Origin of the sequence: Sphingopyxis solisilvae, from assembly GCF_015475875.1 — a bacterium.
GTDB lineage: Bacteria > Pseudomonadota > Alphaproteobacteria > Sphingomonadales > Sphingomonadaceae > Sphingopyxis > Sphingopyxis solisilvae.
Genome location: NZ_JADKYM010000007.1, coordinates 1 through 17,031, shown reverse-complemented (window position 1 = coordinate 17,031; position 17,031 = coordinate 1). Strand labels below are relative to the sequence as shown.

Annotated in this window: 16 protein-coding genes and 1 tRNA gene; 12 read left to right on the top strand and 5 right to left on the bottom strand. The window is 65.0% G+C overall.

Features of this window, described 5'->3' with window-relative positions; all coding sequences use genetic code 11:
* Nucleotides 1-36 precede the first annotated feature (36 nt).
* The 9 genes from IR187_RS06630 (at nucleotide 37) to IR187_RS06590 (ending at nucleotide 10,039) form a co-directional block, all read left to right on the top strand.
* Complete coding sequence (locus tag IR187_RS06630) at nucleotides 37-1,122, top strand: branched-chain amino acid aminotransferase (protein WP_194953817.1); 1,086 nt, start codon at nucleotides 37-39, stop codon at nucleotides 1,120-1,122.
* A 58-nt stretch (nucleotides 1,123-1,180) separates the two neighbouring features.
* Nucleotides 1,181-1,255: transfer RNA gene (locus IR187_RS06625), tRNA-Gln, on the top strand.
* A gap of 107 nt (nucleotides 1,256-1,362) precedes the next feature.
* A complete protein-coding gene (locus IR187_RS06620; RefSeq protein ID WP_228765603.1) occupies nucleotides 1,363-2,715 on the top strand; it encodes a tyrosine-type recombinase/integrase in 1,353 nt (450 codons plus the stop codon).
* Nucleotides 2,716-3,276: 561 nt separating this feature from the next.
* The gene (gene ectB / locus IR187_RS06615; RefSeq protein WP_194953816.1) at nucleotides 3,277-4,584 is read left to right on the top strand and encodes a diaminobutyrate--2-oxoglutarate transaminase; all 1,308 of its coding nucleotides are present in this window, start codon (nucleotides 3,277-3,279) and stop codon (nucleotides 4,582-4,584) included.
* A 17-nt stretch (nucleotides 4,585-4,601) separates the two neighbouring features.
* Nucleotides 4,602-5,015, top strand: coding sequence for an ectoine synthase (locus tag IR187_RS06610; protein WP_194953815.1), 414 nt, complete (start codon nucleotides 4,602-4,604; stop codon nucleotides 5,013-5,015).
* 31 nt (nucleotides 5,016-5,046) lie between these two features.
* Nucleotides 5,047-5,967 carry an ectoine hydroxylase gene (gene thpD / locus IR187_RS06605; RefSeq protein ID WP_194953814.1) on the top strand — a complete coding sequence of 307 codons (921 nt, stop codon included), beginning with the start codon at nucleotides 5,047-5,049 and terminating at the stop codon, nucleotides 5,965-5,967.
* Nucleotides 5,964-7,403, top strand: coding sequence for an aspartate kinase (locus IR187_RS06600; protein WP_194953813.1), 1,440 nt, complete (start codon nucleotides 5,964-5,966; stop codon nucleotides 7,401-7,403). Before thpD ends, IR187_RS06600 begins: the two co-directional genes overlap by 4 nt.
* Before the next feature lie 21 nt (nucleotides 7,404-7,424).
* On the top strand, nucleotides 7,425-8,702 hold the full coding sequence (locus tag IR187_RS06595; RefSeq protein ID WP_194953812.1) for an MFS transporter: 1,278 nt from the start codon (nucleotides 7,425-7,427) through the stop codon (nucleotides 8,700-8,702).
* On the top strand, nucleotides 8,687-10,039 hold the full coding sequence (locus tag IR187_RS06590; protein ID WP_194953811.1) for an MFS transporter: 1,353 nt from the start codon (nucleotides 8,687-8,689) through the stop codon (nucleotides 10,037-10,039). Before IR187_RS06595 ends, IR187_RS06590 begins: the two co-directional genes overlap by 16 nt.
* A 258-nt stretch (nucleotides 10,040-10,297) precedes the next feature.
* Here IR187_RS06590 and IR187_RS06585 read toward each other — a convergent pair whose 3' ends face one another.
* On the bottom strand, nucleotides 10,298-10,993 hold the full coding sequence (locus tag IR187_RS06585) for an anti-sigma factor family protein (RefSeq protein ID WP_194953810.1): 696 nt from the start codon (nucleotides 10,991-10,993) through the stop codon (nucleotides 10,298-10,300).
* Nucleotides 10,990-11,478, bottom strand: coding sequence for an RNA polymerase sigma factor (locus tag IR187_RS06580; protein ID WP_194953809.1), 489 nt, complete (start codon nucleotides 11,476-11,478; stop codon nucleotides 10,990-10,992). The genes IR187_RS06585 and IR187_RS06580 overlap by 4 nt, the downstream gene beginning before the upstream one ends.
* Before the next feature lie 124 nt (nucleotides 11,479-11,602).
* On the opposite strand from IR187_RS06580, the gene IR187_RS06575 reads away from it, so the two are divergent.
* Nucleotides 11,603-12,874: a S8 family serine peptidase gene (locus IR187_RS06575; protein WP_194953808.1), complete on the top strand. Its 1,272-nt coding sequence runs from the start codon at nucleotides 11,603-11,605 to the stop codon at nucleotides 12,872-12,874.
* Nucleotides 12,875-12,969: 95 nt separating this feature from the next.
* On the top strand, nucleotides 12,970-13,818 hold the full coding sequence (locus tag IR187_RS06570; RefSeq protein WP_194953807.1) for a hypothetical protein: 849 nt from the start codon (nucleotides 12,970-12,972) through the stop codon (nucleotides 13,816-13,818).
* Between the two features lie 184 nt (nucleotides 13,819-14,002).
* Here the strand turns inward: IR187_RS06570 and IR187_RS06565 are convergent, their stop codons facing one another.
* Nucleotides 14,003-14,554, bottom strand: a complete 552-nt coding sequence (locus tag IR187_RS06565) for a hypothetical protein (protein WP_194953806.1) — start codon at nucleotides 14,552-14,554, stop codon at nucleotides 14,003-14,005.
* A 137-nt stretch (nucleotides 14,555-14,691) separates the two neighbouring features.
* Between IR187_RS06565 and IR187_RS06560 the strand changes: the two genes are divergently transcribed.
* Nucleotides 14,692-15,708 (top strand): winged helix-turn-helix domain-containing protein, encoded by a 1,017-nt coding sequence (locus IR187_RS06560; RefSeq protein WP_194953805.1) that lies wholly within the window; start codon nucleotides 14,692-14,694, stop codon nucleotides 15,706-15,708.
* Nucleotides 15,709-15,921: 213 nt separating this feature from the next.
* Here IR187_RS06560 and IR187_RS06555 read toward each other — a convergent pair whose 3' ends face one another.
* Together IR187_RS06555 and IR187_RS06550 are read right to left on the bottom strand one after the other, a co-directional pair.
* Entirely contained in the window at nucleotides 15,922-16,386 is a 465-nt protein-coding gene (locus IR187_RS06555) for a YHS domain-containing (seleno)protein (RefSeq protein WP_194953804.1), read from the bottom strand.
* Between the two features lie 73 nt (nucleotides 16,387-16,459).
* On the bottom strand, nucleotides 16,460-17,031 hold a 572-nt coding region (locus IR187_RS06550), incomplete at its 5' end, for a DUF1109 domain-containing protein (RefSeq protein WP_194953803.1).

Here is a 17,031-nt window from a genome sequence, read left to right as displayed (position 1 = left end):
CGCTCCATCGACCCCCAGCCACAGGGATTATTTTGCATGTCCGCTCCCGCCTTCACCCATCTGCCGCACCCTGATCGCGTTGCGGACGATGTGCGCGCGGCGGCGATCGCTGATCCGGCGTTCGGGCGCGTCTTCACCGACCATATGGTGTCGATCCGCTATACAGAGGGGCAGGGTTGGCACGATGCGCAGGTGATGCCGCGCGGTCCGCTGACCCTCGATCCTGCGACCGCGGTGCTGCATTATGCGCAGGAAATTTTTGAAGGGCTGAAAGCGTACCGGCTCGACGATGGATCGATGGCGCTGTTCCGGGTCGAGGCTAACGCCGCGCGCTTCAACGCCAGCGCGCGCCGCATGGCGATGGCCGAACTGCCCGAGGAACTGTTCATTGCCGCGGTCAAGGAAGCCGTCGCCGCCGATGCTGCCTGGTTCCCGCCCGTCGACGGAGGCGCGCTCTATTTGCGCCCCTTCATGTTCGCAAGCGAGGTGTTCCTGGGGGTCAAGCCCGCGGCCGAATATCAGTTCCTCGTTATCACCTCGCCGGTGGGCAATTATTTCAAATCGGGCGCACCGGCGATTTCGCTGTGGGTGTCCGAAGACTACACTCGCGCCGCGCCGGGCGGCACCGGCGCCGCCAAATGCGGCGGCAATTACGCCTCCAGCCTGATCGCGCAGCGCGAGGCGATCGGCAAGGGGCACGACCAGGTGGTGTTCCTCGACGCCGTCGAACGCCGCTGGATCGAGGAACTGGGCGGCATGAACATGTTCTTCGTGTTCGCCGACGGCAGTATCGTCACCCCGCCGCTGACCGGCACGATCCTGCCCGGCATCACCCGCGACGCGATCATCACCCTGGCGCGCGACGCCGGGTTGACGGTGCGCGAGGAACCCTATGCGATCGACCAGTGGCAGGCCGATGCAGAGAGCGGACAACTGACCGAAAGTTTCGCGTGCGGCACCGCTGCCGTGGTGACGCCGGTGGGCAAGGTGACGCGTGGGCAGACCAGCTTCACCATCGGCGCCGGCGGCCCCGGCCAGGTCACCGCGATGCTGAAGGACAAGCTCGTCGCGATCCAGCGCGGCCGCGCGCCTGACCCTTACGGCTGGGTAAACCGGATCTGACGCGACCTGCCTTGCATTAGCCGGCGACGCGCTATAGAGCGCGCGTCGCACCGGCCGTTGGGGCGTAGCCAAGCGGTAAGGCAGCGGTTTTTGGTACCGCCATGCGCAGGTTCGAATCCTGCCGCCCCAGCCAGCCGGTGTTTCCAGAAGCGCTCACGAGGCCGCAGAGCGTCTCAACTAAACCAATAAAAACAATGATTTATCTTGAGACGGATTCGCGATTCCGCTCAGGCCGTCCCCTTGCAGCTCGACCCGTTTTTGGTCAATTTGTTGGTACGCATTTCGCCCTTACCAACAATTTTTCCGTGCGCAGGATTCGAAGTTGCAGCACGCGGGGAAGGTACCAACATGCTTACCAACGTCGCGCTCAAGGCGCTCAAACCGGCCGCTAAACCCTACAAGAAGTCCGATGGCGGCGGGCTGTTCATCCTTGTCCAACCGAACGGCGGAAAGGTCTGGCGCTTTGCCTACCGCTATGGGGGAAAACAGAAGCTGCTTTCGGGCGGACCTTATCCCGCGACTACGATCCTCGCTGCGCGGGCGTGGCGCGACATGATGAAGCATCAGCTCGCGCTCGGGCTTGATCCGTCTCAGGAGCGCCGGAAAGCCAAGGCGCAAACCTCGACGTCGCTAGCCGAGGTCGTCAACACGTTCGAGCATGTGGCGCGCGAATGGCTCGAAACGCGCATGCTCGCCTGGTCTCCGCGCTATGCTGCGCTTGTGGTCGGGCGGCTTGAAGCCGATATATTTCCGGTTATCGGCTATCTCGATATCGACACCATTACACCCCGGCAGATACTCGAGGCGATCCGCAAGATCCAGGCGCGCGGGGCGATCGAAATGGCGCACCGGGTCAAGAACCACTGCAGCGAGATTTTTCGTTATGCGATCCCGGACGGGCGGTGCGAGAGCGATCCGTGCCGTGACCTCACTCCGGCGCTCACCAAGGCGCGGCCGGTCAAGCATCATCCCAAGGTTGCGGCCAAGGATCTGCCAACGTTTTTTGCCAAGCTTAACGCGGACAGAGCCGAACGCATGAGCCATCTCGCGCTGCGCTGGACCATTCTTACCATGGTCCGCACGCAGGAGACGCGTTTTGCCGAGTGGGAAGAGTTCGAAGACCTCGATGGCCCCAACCCAATGTGGCGCATTCCGGCCGAGCGCATGAAGATGCGTTCGGAGCATCTCGTCCCCCTACCTCGTCAGGCACTCGATCTTCTCGCGGAGATCGAAGATATCAACGTCTATCGAAAAGCCGGGAATGCGAAGCTCGGTCGCTACCTATTTCCGGTGGCCTACACGAAGTCGAAAGTGATCAGTGAGAACCGAATGCTGGACATCATGTATCGGCTCGGTTTGCGTGGCAAGGCAACGGTCCATGGGTTTCGCGGCCTGGCCAGCACAGTCTTGAATGAGAGTGGACTGTTCGAACCCGACTGGATCGAAATCCAGCTGGCGCATCAACCCCGCGGCATTCGGGCAGCCTATAACGCCGCGCGATATTTGGCGCACCGGAGGCCGATGATGCAATGGTGGGCCAATTATCTCGACGAGGCCGAACGCAAAGGCGCTTGGGCTTGCGAAAGGGGCTAGCTTGCGTAGAATGGCTGATCGCCTGTTGACCAGCTGCTCCTGGGCGGCGGCTCGTCGAGAACGTCCCTCGCCGTATGTCCGATCGCACAGGCTGGCGCGCGAGCCGGCACACTGCGAGTGATGGGACCGGTGCGAAACTTGCGACGTCCCCTTGGTCCCTCTGTTCGGGTCGAACAGATGCTTCCGGGGACGCCGCAAGCCGTGTCCGCAGCATCATCGCTGTGTTCGTAACTCACCGTCTTCGCGGTGGGAGGCGATACAGCTCTTCCACAGACAGCTATGAAATAGCCGCATGACTTCGAGAGGAAAATCGTGGAATCTACTTAAGCATCTGCCCTGATCAACGCGGGAAGCCGATGTCGAGGATTGGCCGAATATATGAGGCTGATTACGGTCAAGTCTGGCCGGTTGGAGACAGTCAGCTTTTAGATTTCAAACAAAGAGAGCGGACGTTCTGCCGCGAGCCAAACCGCTCGCTCTCTAGGGTATCGAGATTTGCTGGTTATCTGGCCCGCATCGGGCCGATCGACCGCATGAAGATAGACGCAGAACAGGGATAAGATGATGATTACGACACCCCAGCCGTCCGGCGCGATTCCGGACAGGACTATCTATGAGCGCCGCGAATCGGCGGTCCGCAGTTATGCCCGCTCGATGCCGCGCCAGTTCGGCAAGGCCGAAAGCGTGTGGATGCACGACGACCAGGGCGGGCGCTATCTCGATTTCCTGTCGGGCTGCTCGACGCTCAACTATGGCCATAATCACCCGATTTTGAAGCAGGCGCTGCTCGACTATATCGGCGCGGACGGCATCACGCACGGGCTCGACCTGCACACCGATGCGAAACAGGATTTCCTCGCTACCTTCGAGGAACTGATCCTGAAACCGCGCGGGCTGGACCATCGCGTGATGTTCACCGGCCCCACCGGCACCAACGCCGTCGAAGCCGCGATCAAGCTCGCGCGCAAGGTTACCGGCCGCGAAATGGTGGTCGCCTTCACCAACGGCTTCCACGGGATGACGCTGGGCGCGCTCGCCTGCACCGGCAATGCCACCAAGCGCGGCGGCGCGGGCGTGCCGCTCAGCCACGCCGCGCACGAACCCTATTATGATTATTACGGGCCCGAGGTCGACACCGCCGACTTGCTCGAACAACGTCTCGCCGATCCGTCGAGCGGGCTCGACGCCCCTGCGGCGATCCTGGTCGAGACGGTGCAGGGCGAAGGCGGGCTCAACGCCGCCTCGGCCGAATGGCTGCGCCGCATTGCCGAGATTGCGAAGGCGCATGGCGCGCTGCTGATCGTCGACGATATTCAGGCGGGCTGCGGGCGCACTGGCGGCTTTTTCAGCTTCGAGGATATGGGCTTCACCCCCGACATCGTCACGCTGGCGAAATCGCTGTCGGGCATGGGCCTGCCCTTTGCGCTGACCCTCCTGCGCCCCGAGCTCGACCAATGGTCGCCGGGCGAGCATAATGGCACCTTCCGCGGCAACAACCACGCCTTTGTCACCGCGACCGCCGCGCTCCGTCATTTCTGGGCAACGGACGATTTTCAGCGCGACGTGCGCCGCCGCGGCGACCTGCTCGCGGCGCGGCTGGGCCGCATCGCTGCCGAACATGGGTTCGAGGTGCGCGGCCGCGGGATGATGCGCGGCGTCAACGTCGGATCGGGCGAACTCGCCGGCGCGGTGACCGCCGCCTGCTTCGACGCGGGGCTGATTATCGAGACCAGCGGCGCGCATGACGAGGTGATCAAGGTGCTTGCGCCGCTCGTCATCGACGATGCGGTGCTCGGCGCCGGGCTCGACATCCTCGAAACCAAAATCCGCGAGGCGATAGCGACCGATTACGCCGTCGCCGCCGAATAAAAACAGGAGAAACCGACATGATCGTTCGCAATTTAGGCGACATCCGCAAGACCGACCGCAACGTCCGCTCGGACGGCTGGGCCAGCGCCCGGCTGTTGCTCAAGGACGATGGAATGGGCTTTTCATTTCACTGCACCACCATGTTCGCAGGCAGCGAACTCAAGATGCACTATCAGAACCATCTGGAGGCGGTGCTGGTGCTGAAAGGGACCGGAACGATCGAGGATCTGGCGACCGGGGAGGTTCACGCGCTGCGCCCCGGCGTGATGTACGCGCTCAACGACCATGATCGCCATATCGTGCGGCCCGAAACCGACATTTTGACCGCCTGCGTCTTCAACCCGCCGGTCACCGGCCAAGAGGTGCATGACGAAAGCGGCGCCTATCCGACCGACGCGGACCTCGCGCGCGAGCCCGTCGCCGCCGACTGACCTTCACCCGAACCAGAAAGGGAGACGTCCGATGCAAGACCTCTACCCCTCGCGCCAAGCCGCCGAAGCCGAAATGCGGCCCCGGCAGGATCCCGTCGTCCATAGTCAATGGAGCAATGACGCGCCGATCAGCTCGCGCCAGGCCGCGCAGTTCGACCGCGACGGCTATATCGTGCTCGAGGATATTTTCTCGGCCGAGGAAGTCGCCTTCCTGCAGAAAGCTGCGGGCAAGCTGCTCGCCGATCCGGCGGCACTCGACGGCGACACGATCGTCACCGAGCCGCAGGGCAAGGAAATTCGCTCGATCTTCGAGATTCACGCGCAGAGCCCGGTGATGGCGCGGCTCGCCGCCGACGCGCGGCTCGCCGATGTCGCGCGCTTCCTGCTCGACGACGAGGTCTATATCCACCAGTCGCGGCTCAACTATAAGCCCGGTTTCAAGGGCAAGGAGTTCTATTGGCACAGCGATTTCGAGACCTGGCACGTCGAGGACGGCATGCCGCGGATGCGCGCGCTGTCGATGTCGGTGCTGCTGGCCGAGAACACCCCGCACAACGGGCCGCTGATGGTGATCCCGGGGTCGCACCGCACCTACCTCACCTGCATCGGCGAAACCCCCGACGACCATTATCTAAGCTCGCTCAAGAAACAGGAATATGGCGTGCCCGACGAGGAAAGCCTCGCCGAGCTTGCACACAAGCATGGCATCGTCGCGCCGACGGGCAAGCCCGGCACTGTCATCCTGTTCGACTGCAATTTGATGCACGGGTCGAACGGCAATATCACGCCCTTTCCGCGCGCCAACGCCTTCCTCGTCTATAATGCGGTCAGCAACCGGCTCGGAAAGCCATTCGGCGCCCTCAAGCCGCGTCCCTGGTTCCTCGCGCATCGCGGCGAGCCCGAACCGCTGGCGATCGAACGCGGCCCGATCGCCGAGACGGTGCCGGCATGACCGGGCATAGCGTCGAGAAAGTCGGCGGCACGTCGATGGCCGCGACGGCGACCCTGTTCGACAATGTGCTGATCGCGGGGCGATCGGGCGCCGATCTGTATAACCGCATCTTCGTCGTCTCGGCCTATGCCGGGATGACCGACCTGCTCCTTGAGAACAAGAAGACGGGCGCACCCGGCGTCTATGGGCATTTCGTCGACGACGACGATGCCGATGCGTGGCGGCGCAGCATGGCAGCCGTGCGCGCCGCGATGCACGCGCGCAATGCGGATATGTTCGCGCGCGGCGCCAGCCGGGCCGAGGCCGACCGCTTCGTCGATGCGCGCATCGATGCCGTCACCGCCTGCCTCGACGATCTCGCGCGGCTGCGCAGCCACGGGCGCTTCGGACTCAAGGACCAGCTCGCCACCGTGCGCGAATTGCTCGCCGGGATCGGTGAGGCGCATAGCGCGCACAGCACCGCGCTGCTGCTTCGCGACCGCGACGTCGATGCGCGCTTCATCGACCTCACGCTGTGGGACCAGGACGATCTTCGCAGCCTCGACGAACGGATCAAGGAGGCCTTTGCCGCGATCGACCTTCGCACGACGCTGCCGATCATCACCGGCTATGCCGGGTGCGAGGGCGGCATGGTGCGGCGCTATGCGCGCGGCTACACCGAAATGACCTTTTCGCGCCTCGCCGTCCTGACCGGCGCGCGTGAGGCGATCATCCACAAGGAGTTTCACCTGTCGAGCGCCGACCCGAAGCTGGTCGGCGAGGACAAGGCGCGCAAGATCGGCCGCACGAACTACGACGTCGCCGACCAGCTTGCGAACCTGGGGATGGAGGCGATCCATCCCGGCGCCGGGCGCGGCCTGCGCCAGACCGACATCCCGCTGCGCGTGCGCAACACGTTCGACCGCGAGGATAGCGGCACGCTCGTCACCGGCGATTATGTCTCCGACGTCCCGCGCGTCGAGATCGTCACCGGAATCCGCCAGTTGCAGGCGCTGACCTTCTTCGAACAGGATATGGTCGGCGTGAAGGGTTACGACATGGCGATCCTCGACGCGCTGACGCGCCACCGCCTGTGGATCGTCAGCAAATCGTCGAATGCCAACACGATCACCCATTATCTGTCGGCGAGCGCCGACGCGGTAAAAAAGCTGATCGCCGACCTGCAGAAAGACTATCCCGAGGCCGCGATTTCGGCGCAGCCGGTGGCGATGGTATCGGCGATCGGCAGCGACATTTCGCGCCCCGGGCTCGTCCCCGATGCGCTGCGTGCGCTCGACGATGCAGGCATCGTGATGATCGCGATGCAACATCAGATCCGCAATGTCGACGTCCAGTTCATCGTCGAAGGCCGCGATTTCGATGCGGCGGTGCGCGTGCTGCACAAGGCGCTGATCGAGGACATCGACGCGAGCGCGGAGGGCCGGCGCGCCGCATGACGCGGCGGCCGGGCGCGGCCGATGTTCGCAATCATCCCGCCCGTGCGGAGCCTGCTGGTCGCGATTTTCGTGATGATGGCGGGCAGCGGATTCCTCTCGACACTGATCGGGCTGCGGCTCGAACGCGCGGGCAGCGGGACGATGGTGATCGGTGCGGTCGCAACCGCCTATTTCGCCGGGCTCGTGCTGGGGGCCCTGCGCGCGGGCGAGGTCGTGCGCCGCGTCGGCCATATCCGCGCCTTCGCCGCCTTCGTCGCGCTGCTGTCGGCAAGCACGCTGACCTATGCGCTGTTCCAGCACCCGTTGCTGTGGGCGGGGCTGCGCCTCGTCGACGGGCTGTGCATCGCCGGCGTGTTCATCTGCGTCGAAAGCTGGCTGGGCGACCGTGCCGAGGCAGAGACGCGCGGGACGGTGCTCGCTGTCTATATGGTCGCGCTTTATTCGGGGCAGGCGATCGGGCAGTTGCTGCTGCGGTCAGGCAACACCGCACCGCAAATCCCCTTCGAACTTGCCTCGATCCTGATCTCGCTCGCGATCATCCCCGTTTGCCTGACGCGCGCCGCGGCGCCGACGCTCGAGGATGCGGCCTCGCTGCCGCTGCGGCGCCTGTTCGAAGCCTCCCCGCTCGGCGTCGCGGGCGCGGGGATCACCGGGCTGCTGCTCGGCGCCTTTTATGGCCTTGCCGCCATCTACGCGCGCCGGATCGGGCTCAGCCTTGGCGACACCGCGACCTTCATGATGACGGTGATCCTCGGCGGCGTGGCGCTGCAATGGCCGCTTGGCCGCCTGTCCGACCGCTACGACCGGCGGCGCGTCATCATCGCCTGTTTCGCCGCGACGCTTGGCGTCAGCATCGCATTGGCCATGGCCCCGACCGGCCCCCTGCTGCTCGGTCTCGGCGCGCTGTTCGGCGGGCTCAGCTTCGCGCTCTATCCGCTCTGCGTCGCCTTCGTGAACGACCGGCTATTGCCGTCGGAGCGCGTGACCGCGAGCGGCCAGCTCGTCCTTCTCTATTCGGTGGGTGCGGCGCTCGGCCCGCTTGGCGCCGCCGGGGCGATGACGCTGATCGGCGTGGGAGGGCTCTTCCTCTTCATCGCATTGGCGGCGGGGATGATGCTCGCCTTCGGCTTGTGGCGCCTCGCCGCCAGCGCGCCCGTCCCCGGCGCGGCGCAGCAGGATTTCCAGATCCTGCCGCGCACGACGCCGGTCGCGGCGCTGCTCGACCCCGCCGGCCCCGACATTCCCGCCCCATCGACCCAATCCCATCCGCAAACAGGTGACCCATGGAAAAGCCCGTAACCACCCACGCCCCAGGGCACCCGCCCCCCTTTCGCAAGCCTTCGCCGCTGCACCGCGCGGTCGGCGCGTCGGCGCTCGGCAATGCGGTCGAATGGTTCGACTATGGCATCTATGCCTATGGCGTGACCTATATTTCCGCCGCGCTCTTCCCCGGCGATACCGAGGAGGCGGTGCTGTTCGCGCTCGCGACCTTTGCCATCTCTTTCCTCGTCCGACCGCTCGGCGGGCTGTTCTGGGGGCCGCTCGGCGACCGCATTGGGCGCAAGTCGGTGCTTGCGATGACCATCCTGCTGATGGCGGGCGCGACCTTTGCCGTCGGACTGATCCCCTCTTACGACAGCATCGGTTTCTGGGCGCCGACCCTGCTGATCCTCCTGCGGATGCTCCAGGGCTTTTCGACCGGCGGCGAATATGGCGGCGCGGCGACCTTCATGGCCGAATATGCGCCCGACGACCGGCGCGGCTTCTATGGCAGCTTTCTCGAATTCGGGACGCTCGCGGGCTTTTCCTTCGGCGCTGCGCTGATGCTCGGCTATTCGTTGCACCTCGGCGACGCGGCGATGCACGAATGGGGCTGGCGCATTCCCTTCCTGATCGCGGGTCCGATCGGCCTCATCGGCATGTATGTGCGCTCGAAGATGGAGGATACGCCGATTTTCCGAGAGGAAATGGCGTCGGCCGAGCGGTGCGAACCGCCGGGGCTCGGCGTCCTTATGCGCGACTATTGGCGCCCGCTGCTCGTCGTCGGCGGCCTCGTCGTCGCCCTCAACGTCGTCAACTATTCGCTGCTCAGCTATATGCCGACCTATCTCCAGCGGCGCATTGGCCTGTCGAACGAAGAGGCGCTGCTCGTGCCGATCATCGGCATGCTCTTCATGATGGTCTTCCTGCCCTTCGCGGGCGCGCTGTCCGACCGCGTCGGCCGCCGCGCGATGTGGCGCTGGTCGCTGATCGGCCTGCTGCTCGCCGTCGTGCCGCTCTATATGCTGATCGGCACCGGATTCGCCGGCGCACTGATCGGCTTCATGGCGCTCGGCCTCCTCTATGTGCCGCAGCTCGCGACAATCTCGGCGACCTTCCCCGCGATGTTCCCGACCGCGGTGCGTTTCGCGGGCTTCGCGATCGCCTATAATATTTCGACATCGATCTTCGGCGGCACCGCGCCGATGATCGGCAGCGGCCTGATCACCCTGACCGGCGATCCGCTGATGCCCGCTTACTACATGATGCTCGCCTGCCTCGTCGGTCTCGTCGCGCTGCGATATATGCCCGAAACAGCCGGACGGTCGCTGCGCGATGATCCCTTTGCGTGCAAGAATGTTGACGCACCGAACTGATCCATAGGCCCCCATGCAGGAAAGGGAGACCGCGAACGCCATAAAGGGGCAAATCCGTCGTGGTCGCACCTTGGCTCGACGATGCCCAGTCTCGAGTAGGCAGAGCCAGGGGCGCGCGTAGGCGATATCCTCGCATTGTTCTGCGATCCCGTATCGCACGTCACCGAGCCTACCTGGTTGAAAGTTAGTGGCCGATTCCAGTCAGTCCGGTTTGAAATCGCAAGAGCCGCAAGGCCGACATCGATGGGCAGAACTTCCTCAATTTCTCCAGCCGCTGTCGCGGGCAGCGCGCTCGGCTGCAACGTCAAAGGGATCCCCTGCCATCATGGCTGCGGCCGCTGTTAAGAGTTCGCCCGAGGATGCCTGGCGATATTCCTGACTTGCCCGCCCGCCGATCGTGCGCTCAAGCGCCCAATGGCCGCCGTCGCGGCAGCCGATACCGGACAGGTCGCGGGCCTCGAAGCTGCGGCATGCGCGTCCTTGTTTGTCGCGGAAGCTCAGCCCGATGCGGATTTCGGCATTCGCCAACTGGTCCGAGGCGAGTTGGGTTTCGAGTGCGTCGGCGAGCGCGCCCGAGGCTACCAACCTACCATTCACAGAAGCAATATCCGCCGCAGGCGCCCACGGCCTGAGGCCGATCGTCAGTCCGAGCACCAGCGATGCGGCGATCGCACCCCAATGAACGGGTGCAAACGACCCGCGTTTCGCATGACGGCGAGCAGCCAGGCTGGTATCGACCCCGGGTTCGACCAGCAGCGCACGCAGTCGCTCTGGCACCACTTCCTCGGCAACGGGAGCAAAATGCGCCGACAGCTTCGCCGTCAGCGCTCGGTAGCGGGCGATTTCAGCGGCAAGTGCCGCATCGCTTTCTACCGCCCGTTCGATACGGCGCGCGGTCAGGTCGTCCAGTTCGCCATCGACGAACGCCGCGATCGTGCCAGGGTCGAAACTCATGCCGCTTCTCCCAAAACATGCATCAGCGCCTCGCGCCCGCGAGCGAGCCGCGAGGTAACGGTGCCGATCGGCACCTCCAATATGGCGGCTGCCTCGCGATAGGCATAGCCTTCGACCAGAATGAGCATCACCACTTCGCGCTGCTCGTCCGGAAGCTGCGCCATCGCGGCATCGACGTCGCCGCGCAGCGCCCCGGCCTCAACCTCGGCCGCGCCTTCGCCCGCGACCTGCGTGACCGCATCGTCGATCGGGGCATGAAAGCCGCGCCGGCCCGCGGCGCGGCGCTCGTCGATCCAGATATTGCGGGTGATGCGGTACATCCAGCTGTCCAGTTTCGTTCCTTGTTGCCATTGGTCACGCGATTTCAGCGCGCGCTCGATCGCAGCCTGGCACAAATCGTCGGCGTCGCTCGCATGGCGGGCCAATCCGCGCGCGAACCGGCGCAGTCGCGGCAGTAATTCGACCAGTTCCTCTTCGAAGCGCATATTCGCCTTTTCGCCAGATCCGAGGAAGAAACGATCCCACCCTATCGTTTCTTCCGCATGATGCTAAATTTTTCGGGCCTCGTGCATTCGACAGGGATTAACCGCGCCCGAGCAAGGACAAGCGATGCGAAAATGGACCGCCCTGATTCTGATCTTTATCGTGCTGATGCCGGGACCGGCGCAGCGCGGCCTCGCCCAGATCGCGCTGCCACCGGTCCAACTGCCCGACGCCACGCGAACACTTCCGCCCCTGCCGAATGTCGGCGCCGAGCCGCTGTCGCGCGTCGGCGATACGCTCGCTGAGGTGCGGGCCGACCGGATCCTGAACCTGCTGCGCACCCATCGCCACCAGATCGAACCCGACCGCAACGGCGAGCCCGCGGTGCGCGGAATATTGATCGCGACGGGCATCGACAATGCGATGATTGCGCGCGCGACTGGAAAAGGCTTTCGCCTGCTGGAGCGTGATCGCATTGAAGGTCTGGGCCTCGACGTCGTCCGCTTCGCGGTCCCCGACGGACGAAGCCTCGCGCGCGCGCAAAAGCAGCTTGCCACGCTGCTTCCTGATGCTGAAATCGATGTCGATCATATCTTTTTCACGAGCGGTCCCGGCGGCGGCCTGCTTCCCGCCGCTACGTTCGCGGCGACCGGCTCCTCCGGCAAGGCATCGCTCGGGGTGATCGACGGCGGCGTCGCCGCGCATCCGTCGCTCGCCGGACGCGTTGCGCAGCGTGGCTTCGCCGCCGGGGCGCCCGCCGCAAGCCGGCATGGAACCGCCGTCGCCTCGCTGCTGGTCGGCAGCGGCCCGGTGCGCGGCTCGGCGCCCGGGCAGCGGCTGCTCGCCGCCGACGTCTATGGCACCGACCCCGCGGGCGGGAGCGCCAGCGCCATCGCGCGCGCGCTCGGCTGGCTCGCGCAAAACGGTGTTGCAGTGACGACGATCAGCCTCGTCGGACCCGATAACAAGCTGCTGGCGCTCGCGGTTTCACGCGCGCAGCAGCGCGGCATGCTGATCGTCGCGGCGGTCGGCAACGACGGCCCGGCAGCGCCGCCCGCCTACCCCGCCTCCTACAGGGGTGTTTTCGCCGTAACTGGGGTCGACGCGAGGAACCGCGCGCTTCCGGAGGCTGGGCGCGCGCGCCACGTGGACTTCGCAGCGCCCGGCGATGCCGTGCTGGCGGCGACCGGGCCAGACTCCATCGGCCGGCTGCGCGGCACATCCTTCGCCGCGCCGCTCGTCGCGGGACGACTGGCGCTTCACTATCCTACACCGGCAATCGATCGCATCGGTCCTGCCGTTTCCGCGCTCGTCATGGAGGCGCGCGACCTTGGCCAGCGGGGCCGCGATAAAATCTACGGACACGGCCTTATTTGCGGCGATTGCGGCGGCCGCTGACCGTCCGGCATTTTTTTTCGGGAAGAAATGCGAACGCGCCATCGTTCTTCCTGCCAGGCCCTCCCCTCCGGGCCGCAAGACGAAGGAGAAGGACAATGGCAAATCGCATTTTCACCTCGGCCCTCGCGCTGGCCGCGTCGGCCATGGCGTTTTCGGCGCCTGCCTCGGCGCAGCTGCTCGGCGGCAGCGGCGGGCTTGGCGGCAACCTCGGCGGAACGCTGGGCGGCACGCTCGGCAACCCCACCGGCCCGATCGGCGGCACCCTCGGCACCTCCGGCGAGGTTACCGGATCGGGCCGCGGCGACGCCCGCGTCGATCGCCGATCGGGCCGCGTCCAGGGTAACGGCAGCGCCGATGCGAATGGCAAGGGCTCGGCCAATGGCAGCGCCGATCTGCTCGGCAGCACGATCGGCGGCAGCGCCGCCGGATCGGGCAGCGCATCGGGCAGCGGCAGCATCGACGCACAGGCGGTCGGCACCGATTTCGTGGGCCAGACCGCGCGCGGCGCCGTCGGCACCGCACGGGACACGGCTTCGACCGCAACCGACACCGCGCGCGGTGCGGTCGGGACTGTCCGCGACCGGGCCGACGGCGCGCTGTCAAACGTCTCAGGCAGTGCCAGCGGCGCCGGCTCGGCCGCGGGCAGCTTTCAGGGCAGCCTGGGGCAGCTTGCCGCAGCGGGCAGCGGCGCGGCGAGCGGCAACGGCATGTTCGCCGTCGCCCCCGGCATGCCCGTCACCGACCCGCGCGGCAAGGTGATCGGTTATGTGCAGGAACTGCGCCAGACGGGGCGCGGCGTCGTCGAGGCGGTGACGGTCGAGGTTGGCAACCGCACCGCAACGCTTCCTGCCGCCAGCTTCGCCGGCTCAGGCGACGTGCTCGTCAGCGCGATGACCAAGGGACAGCTCAAGAAGGCGGCCGAAAAGCAGAATAGCAGCGAGTAATCGACCGAAAGGGCGATCGGCTACGACCCCACTTGACGCCGATCGTTAACTGGGCGGGCCCTGATGCGGCCCGCCCCAATTTTCGTTCGCGAATGGCCGGCTTCAAACTGGCAGCTTCACGAACGGTTTATTGCCAAGGTTGCCCTTCAATTACCGGAAGCCGCAACCCCGACCACGTCTCCGACTAACTGGTCGCCTTGATAACAGCACGGTCAAAGCACCATGCCGCCGTCAGCCACAGCAGGGCAAAGATAGTGAGAAAACCCCATTCGACGGCGTGTCCGGGCATCATGTTGAGCGCCGCAATGCCGACGGCATACTGACCGATTGCGAGCAATACCGCGATCCAGCGCACGGCTCCGGACCGGAACCGGACGCCCACAGCCGCGACAATGGCTCCCAGCAGCATGAGGTAAAAGAAGACGTTGATGCTATCCTCGTCACCGATGATGCCGACCGCGGCGTTCGACCATAAGGTGAAGAAGGCGGTGAAGCCGGCAATGATGTAGCCGATCCGCGGCGCACCGGGGCGGGCAAAGCGCACCGCCAGCTCAACCATGGTGCCGACAAAGCCGAGCAGAATCGCGGCGAAAACGAAATCGCCCGCAGTCCAGTTCACCTCACGGGTTATTTGCATCGCCAGGGCGGGCAGCATCAGCAGGGCCAGTAGGCTGCCCCAGCCGGCAATTCGCCATCCGTTGAGTAGGGAGGCGCGGCGCGTAGAAAGGTCGTTCATGATCGGGTCTCGTTTGGCTTTTCCTGATGCAGACCGTGGCTCGGCCCCAGGTGAAAGGCATGAGCAATTCATGAGCAATGGCTGAAACAGCGCTCAGCGCTTGCCTCCGCCTCGGGATGGCACCAGACCGCGAGATCATGGAGACACAGCCCCGCATCCTGCACTTCGACGCCTTTCAGCTCGATTGCGACAACCGGCAGCTCAGCAAGCACGGTCTGCCGATCGAACTTGGTAGCCGCTATTTCGACGCGCTGGCCCTGCTCGTCTCGCGCCGCGGGGAGCTCGTCACCAAGGATTTGTTCATGGATCAGGTCTGGCACGGGATTCCGGTAACGGACGAAGCGCTGACGCAGTGCATTCGGACCCTGCGACGAACCTTGGAGGACGACGCGACCAATCCGCGCTTCATCGAAACCGTGCCGAAACATGGCTACCGTTTCATCGCCGATCAAACCACGCGGGCGCTGGTAACGGGGCGCGCGCAAGGATCGCATGTCGCCGGAGCTTGCACCTTGGCGGGCCTTGCGTCAGGCGCCTTGGCCGGCCTGATCTACGGCATGATTTCAGCGACCAGTGGCGGCGCGCAGGTGCTGGTCCTTGCGGCGATGATCGGCGCGCTCGGCCTGCTCGCCGGTGCGGGGCTTGGCGCGGGAATGGCTGCCGCTCTCACATGGCGCGAACGTGCCGACGGATGGATGGTGGCCTGCACCGCGATCGGCGGCCTTGCCGTTGGCGCTCTGGGCAACCTGCTCGGACGCGAGAGCGTGGGGCTCCTTTCGGGGGTGTCCGTAATGAATGCAACCGGACCCTTTGAAGGCGTGGTGCTCGGCACCGCCGCGGGTTTTGCGGCTTGGGCCGCGCTGGATGGGCGCGCGCGTTGGACAGTCATCGCCGTTTGCTTGCTCGCAGCCTTTGGCGCGGCCGCCCTCATTTTCTTCTCTGGAGGGACTTTGCTGGCTGGCTCGCTGCAAGCCCTTGCGCAAGGTCTTACAGGAACCCAACTCCATCTCGCCAAAATCGGGATCGTAATCGGCGAGGACGGGCTCACGAGGACTGCAATAGGGCTGACGGTCGCCGCCGAATGTCAAATCTTCATTCTGTCGATTGGAACAGGCCTCCTCGCTGTGCGCAATCGGGCAATGAAGTCCGCTTGATATAGGCTACCCCATTCTTCCTGCTCGACGCACTGCTCCTTTTGGAAAGGAACAACGACATTTTCTGATGCGCAAGCTTATGGGGCTTGGACAGAAATGGCGGTTTGATTTGCCGCAGCAGGTACCGCGGCAATGAGCCTCGAAACCAGGATGAACTATCCCATCGACAAGTGTGATGCGAGACACATCGGAGTTGGCAGTGGGCGGCGTGCCTTAGCGATTATCGGCCTGTTCAAGAACGGTAGGCCAATTCGCCTTGCCACGTTGGATCGCGTCCGCAAGGTCAGCCTCCCACAGTTCTTTCGCACGTTCGTTGAAATTCAGATACAAACGCCCGTCGACGATGCGCCACACCTTGGGATCGCCGGGTGCGATGTAATTCTGGCTGATAGCCCAGGCGCAATAGCCGCCGAACTGCGGGGCGAAGGCCTCGGCGTTCGTAGAAAAGAGATCGCGCGCCTCCGCCGAAGCGAAGCGCCATACTGCTCCGTTCCAGCGATGCTCGAACGCTGGCGATCCGACGACCGGCCCGCCGTCCGAGAAATACGACACGGCGTCATAGCCGCCGATGGCGATGCCCTCTTGGGATACCGAAACGGGCGGAGACGATTGTGACGGCGCAGCAAAAGTCGCGGCAGGTGTCAGGGCGAGCAGGATGGCGGCAATAATGATACGCATGAAGGTTCGTTCCACTTTAATTGAGGGATGAGCTACCTCCGACGACAACGCCGGTTGCGAGGTGGGTCCGAGTCTACCAGCGCAGGAAGCGCGGAAGGAAAAGCCGCCCGGCCGCGGCCGAGATCATCACGGCCAGCCCGTGCCACAGCGAAATGTGAACAATGTTGTCAATCGGGCAATGTAGCGCGACGATCGTCGCCCCGGCGCTGCCCGCGGCAAGCCCGACTACCAGCCCCGCGCGCTCCGGGGAGGTCGGGGCCCCCGCCTTGAGCCAGGCGAAGAGCGCCCCGCCGACGCCCAGGCCAGAGATGACCGCCTCGGTCAGGCAGCGCGTACCCGCACCCATGCGCGCCGATTCCAACGCGGCGTGGCTGTTACCCATCGACACGAGCAGCGCGGACAGGGGCAGCGCAAGCGCGACCAGCCCGGCCCAGCGCCAACCGCCATAGTCGCGGCCGACACCCGGCATGCCCATGCGGATCGCGCTCCACACTGCGGCCATGCCCACTCCGGCGATCAGCCAAAAGGACAGCATCGACAGCATCGGCATTTGACCGTCCAGAAGATCGCGCCGCATTCCAGCATAGGCGATAAGCGCTGTCGCCCCACCCACCCACCCAAGCAGGACCCACAGCGACCCCTGCT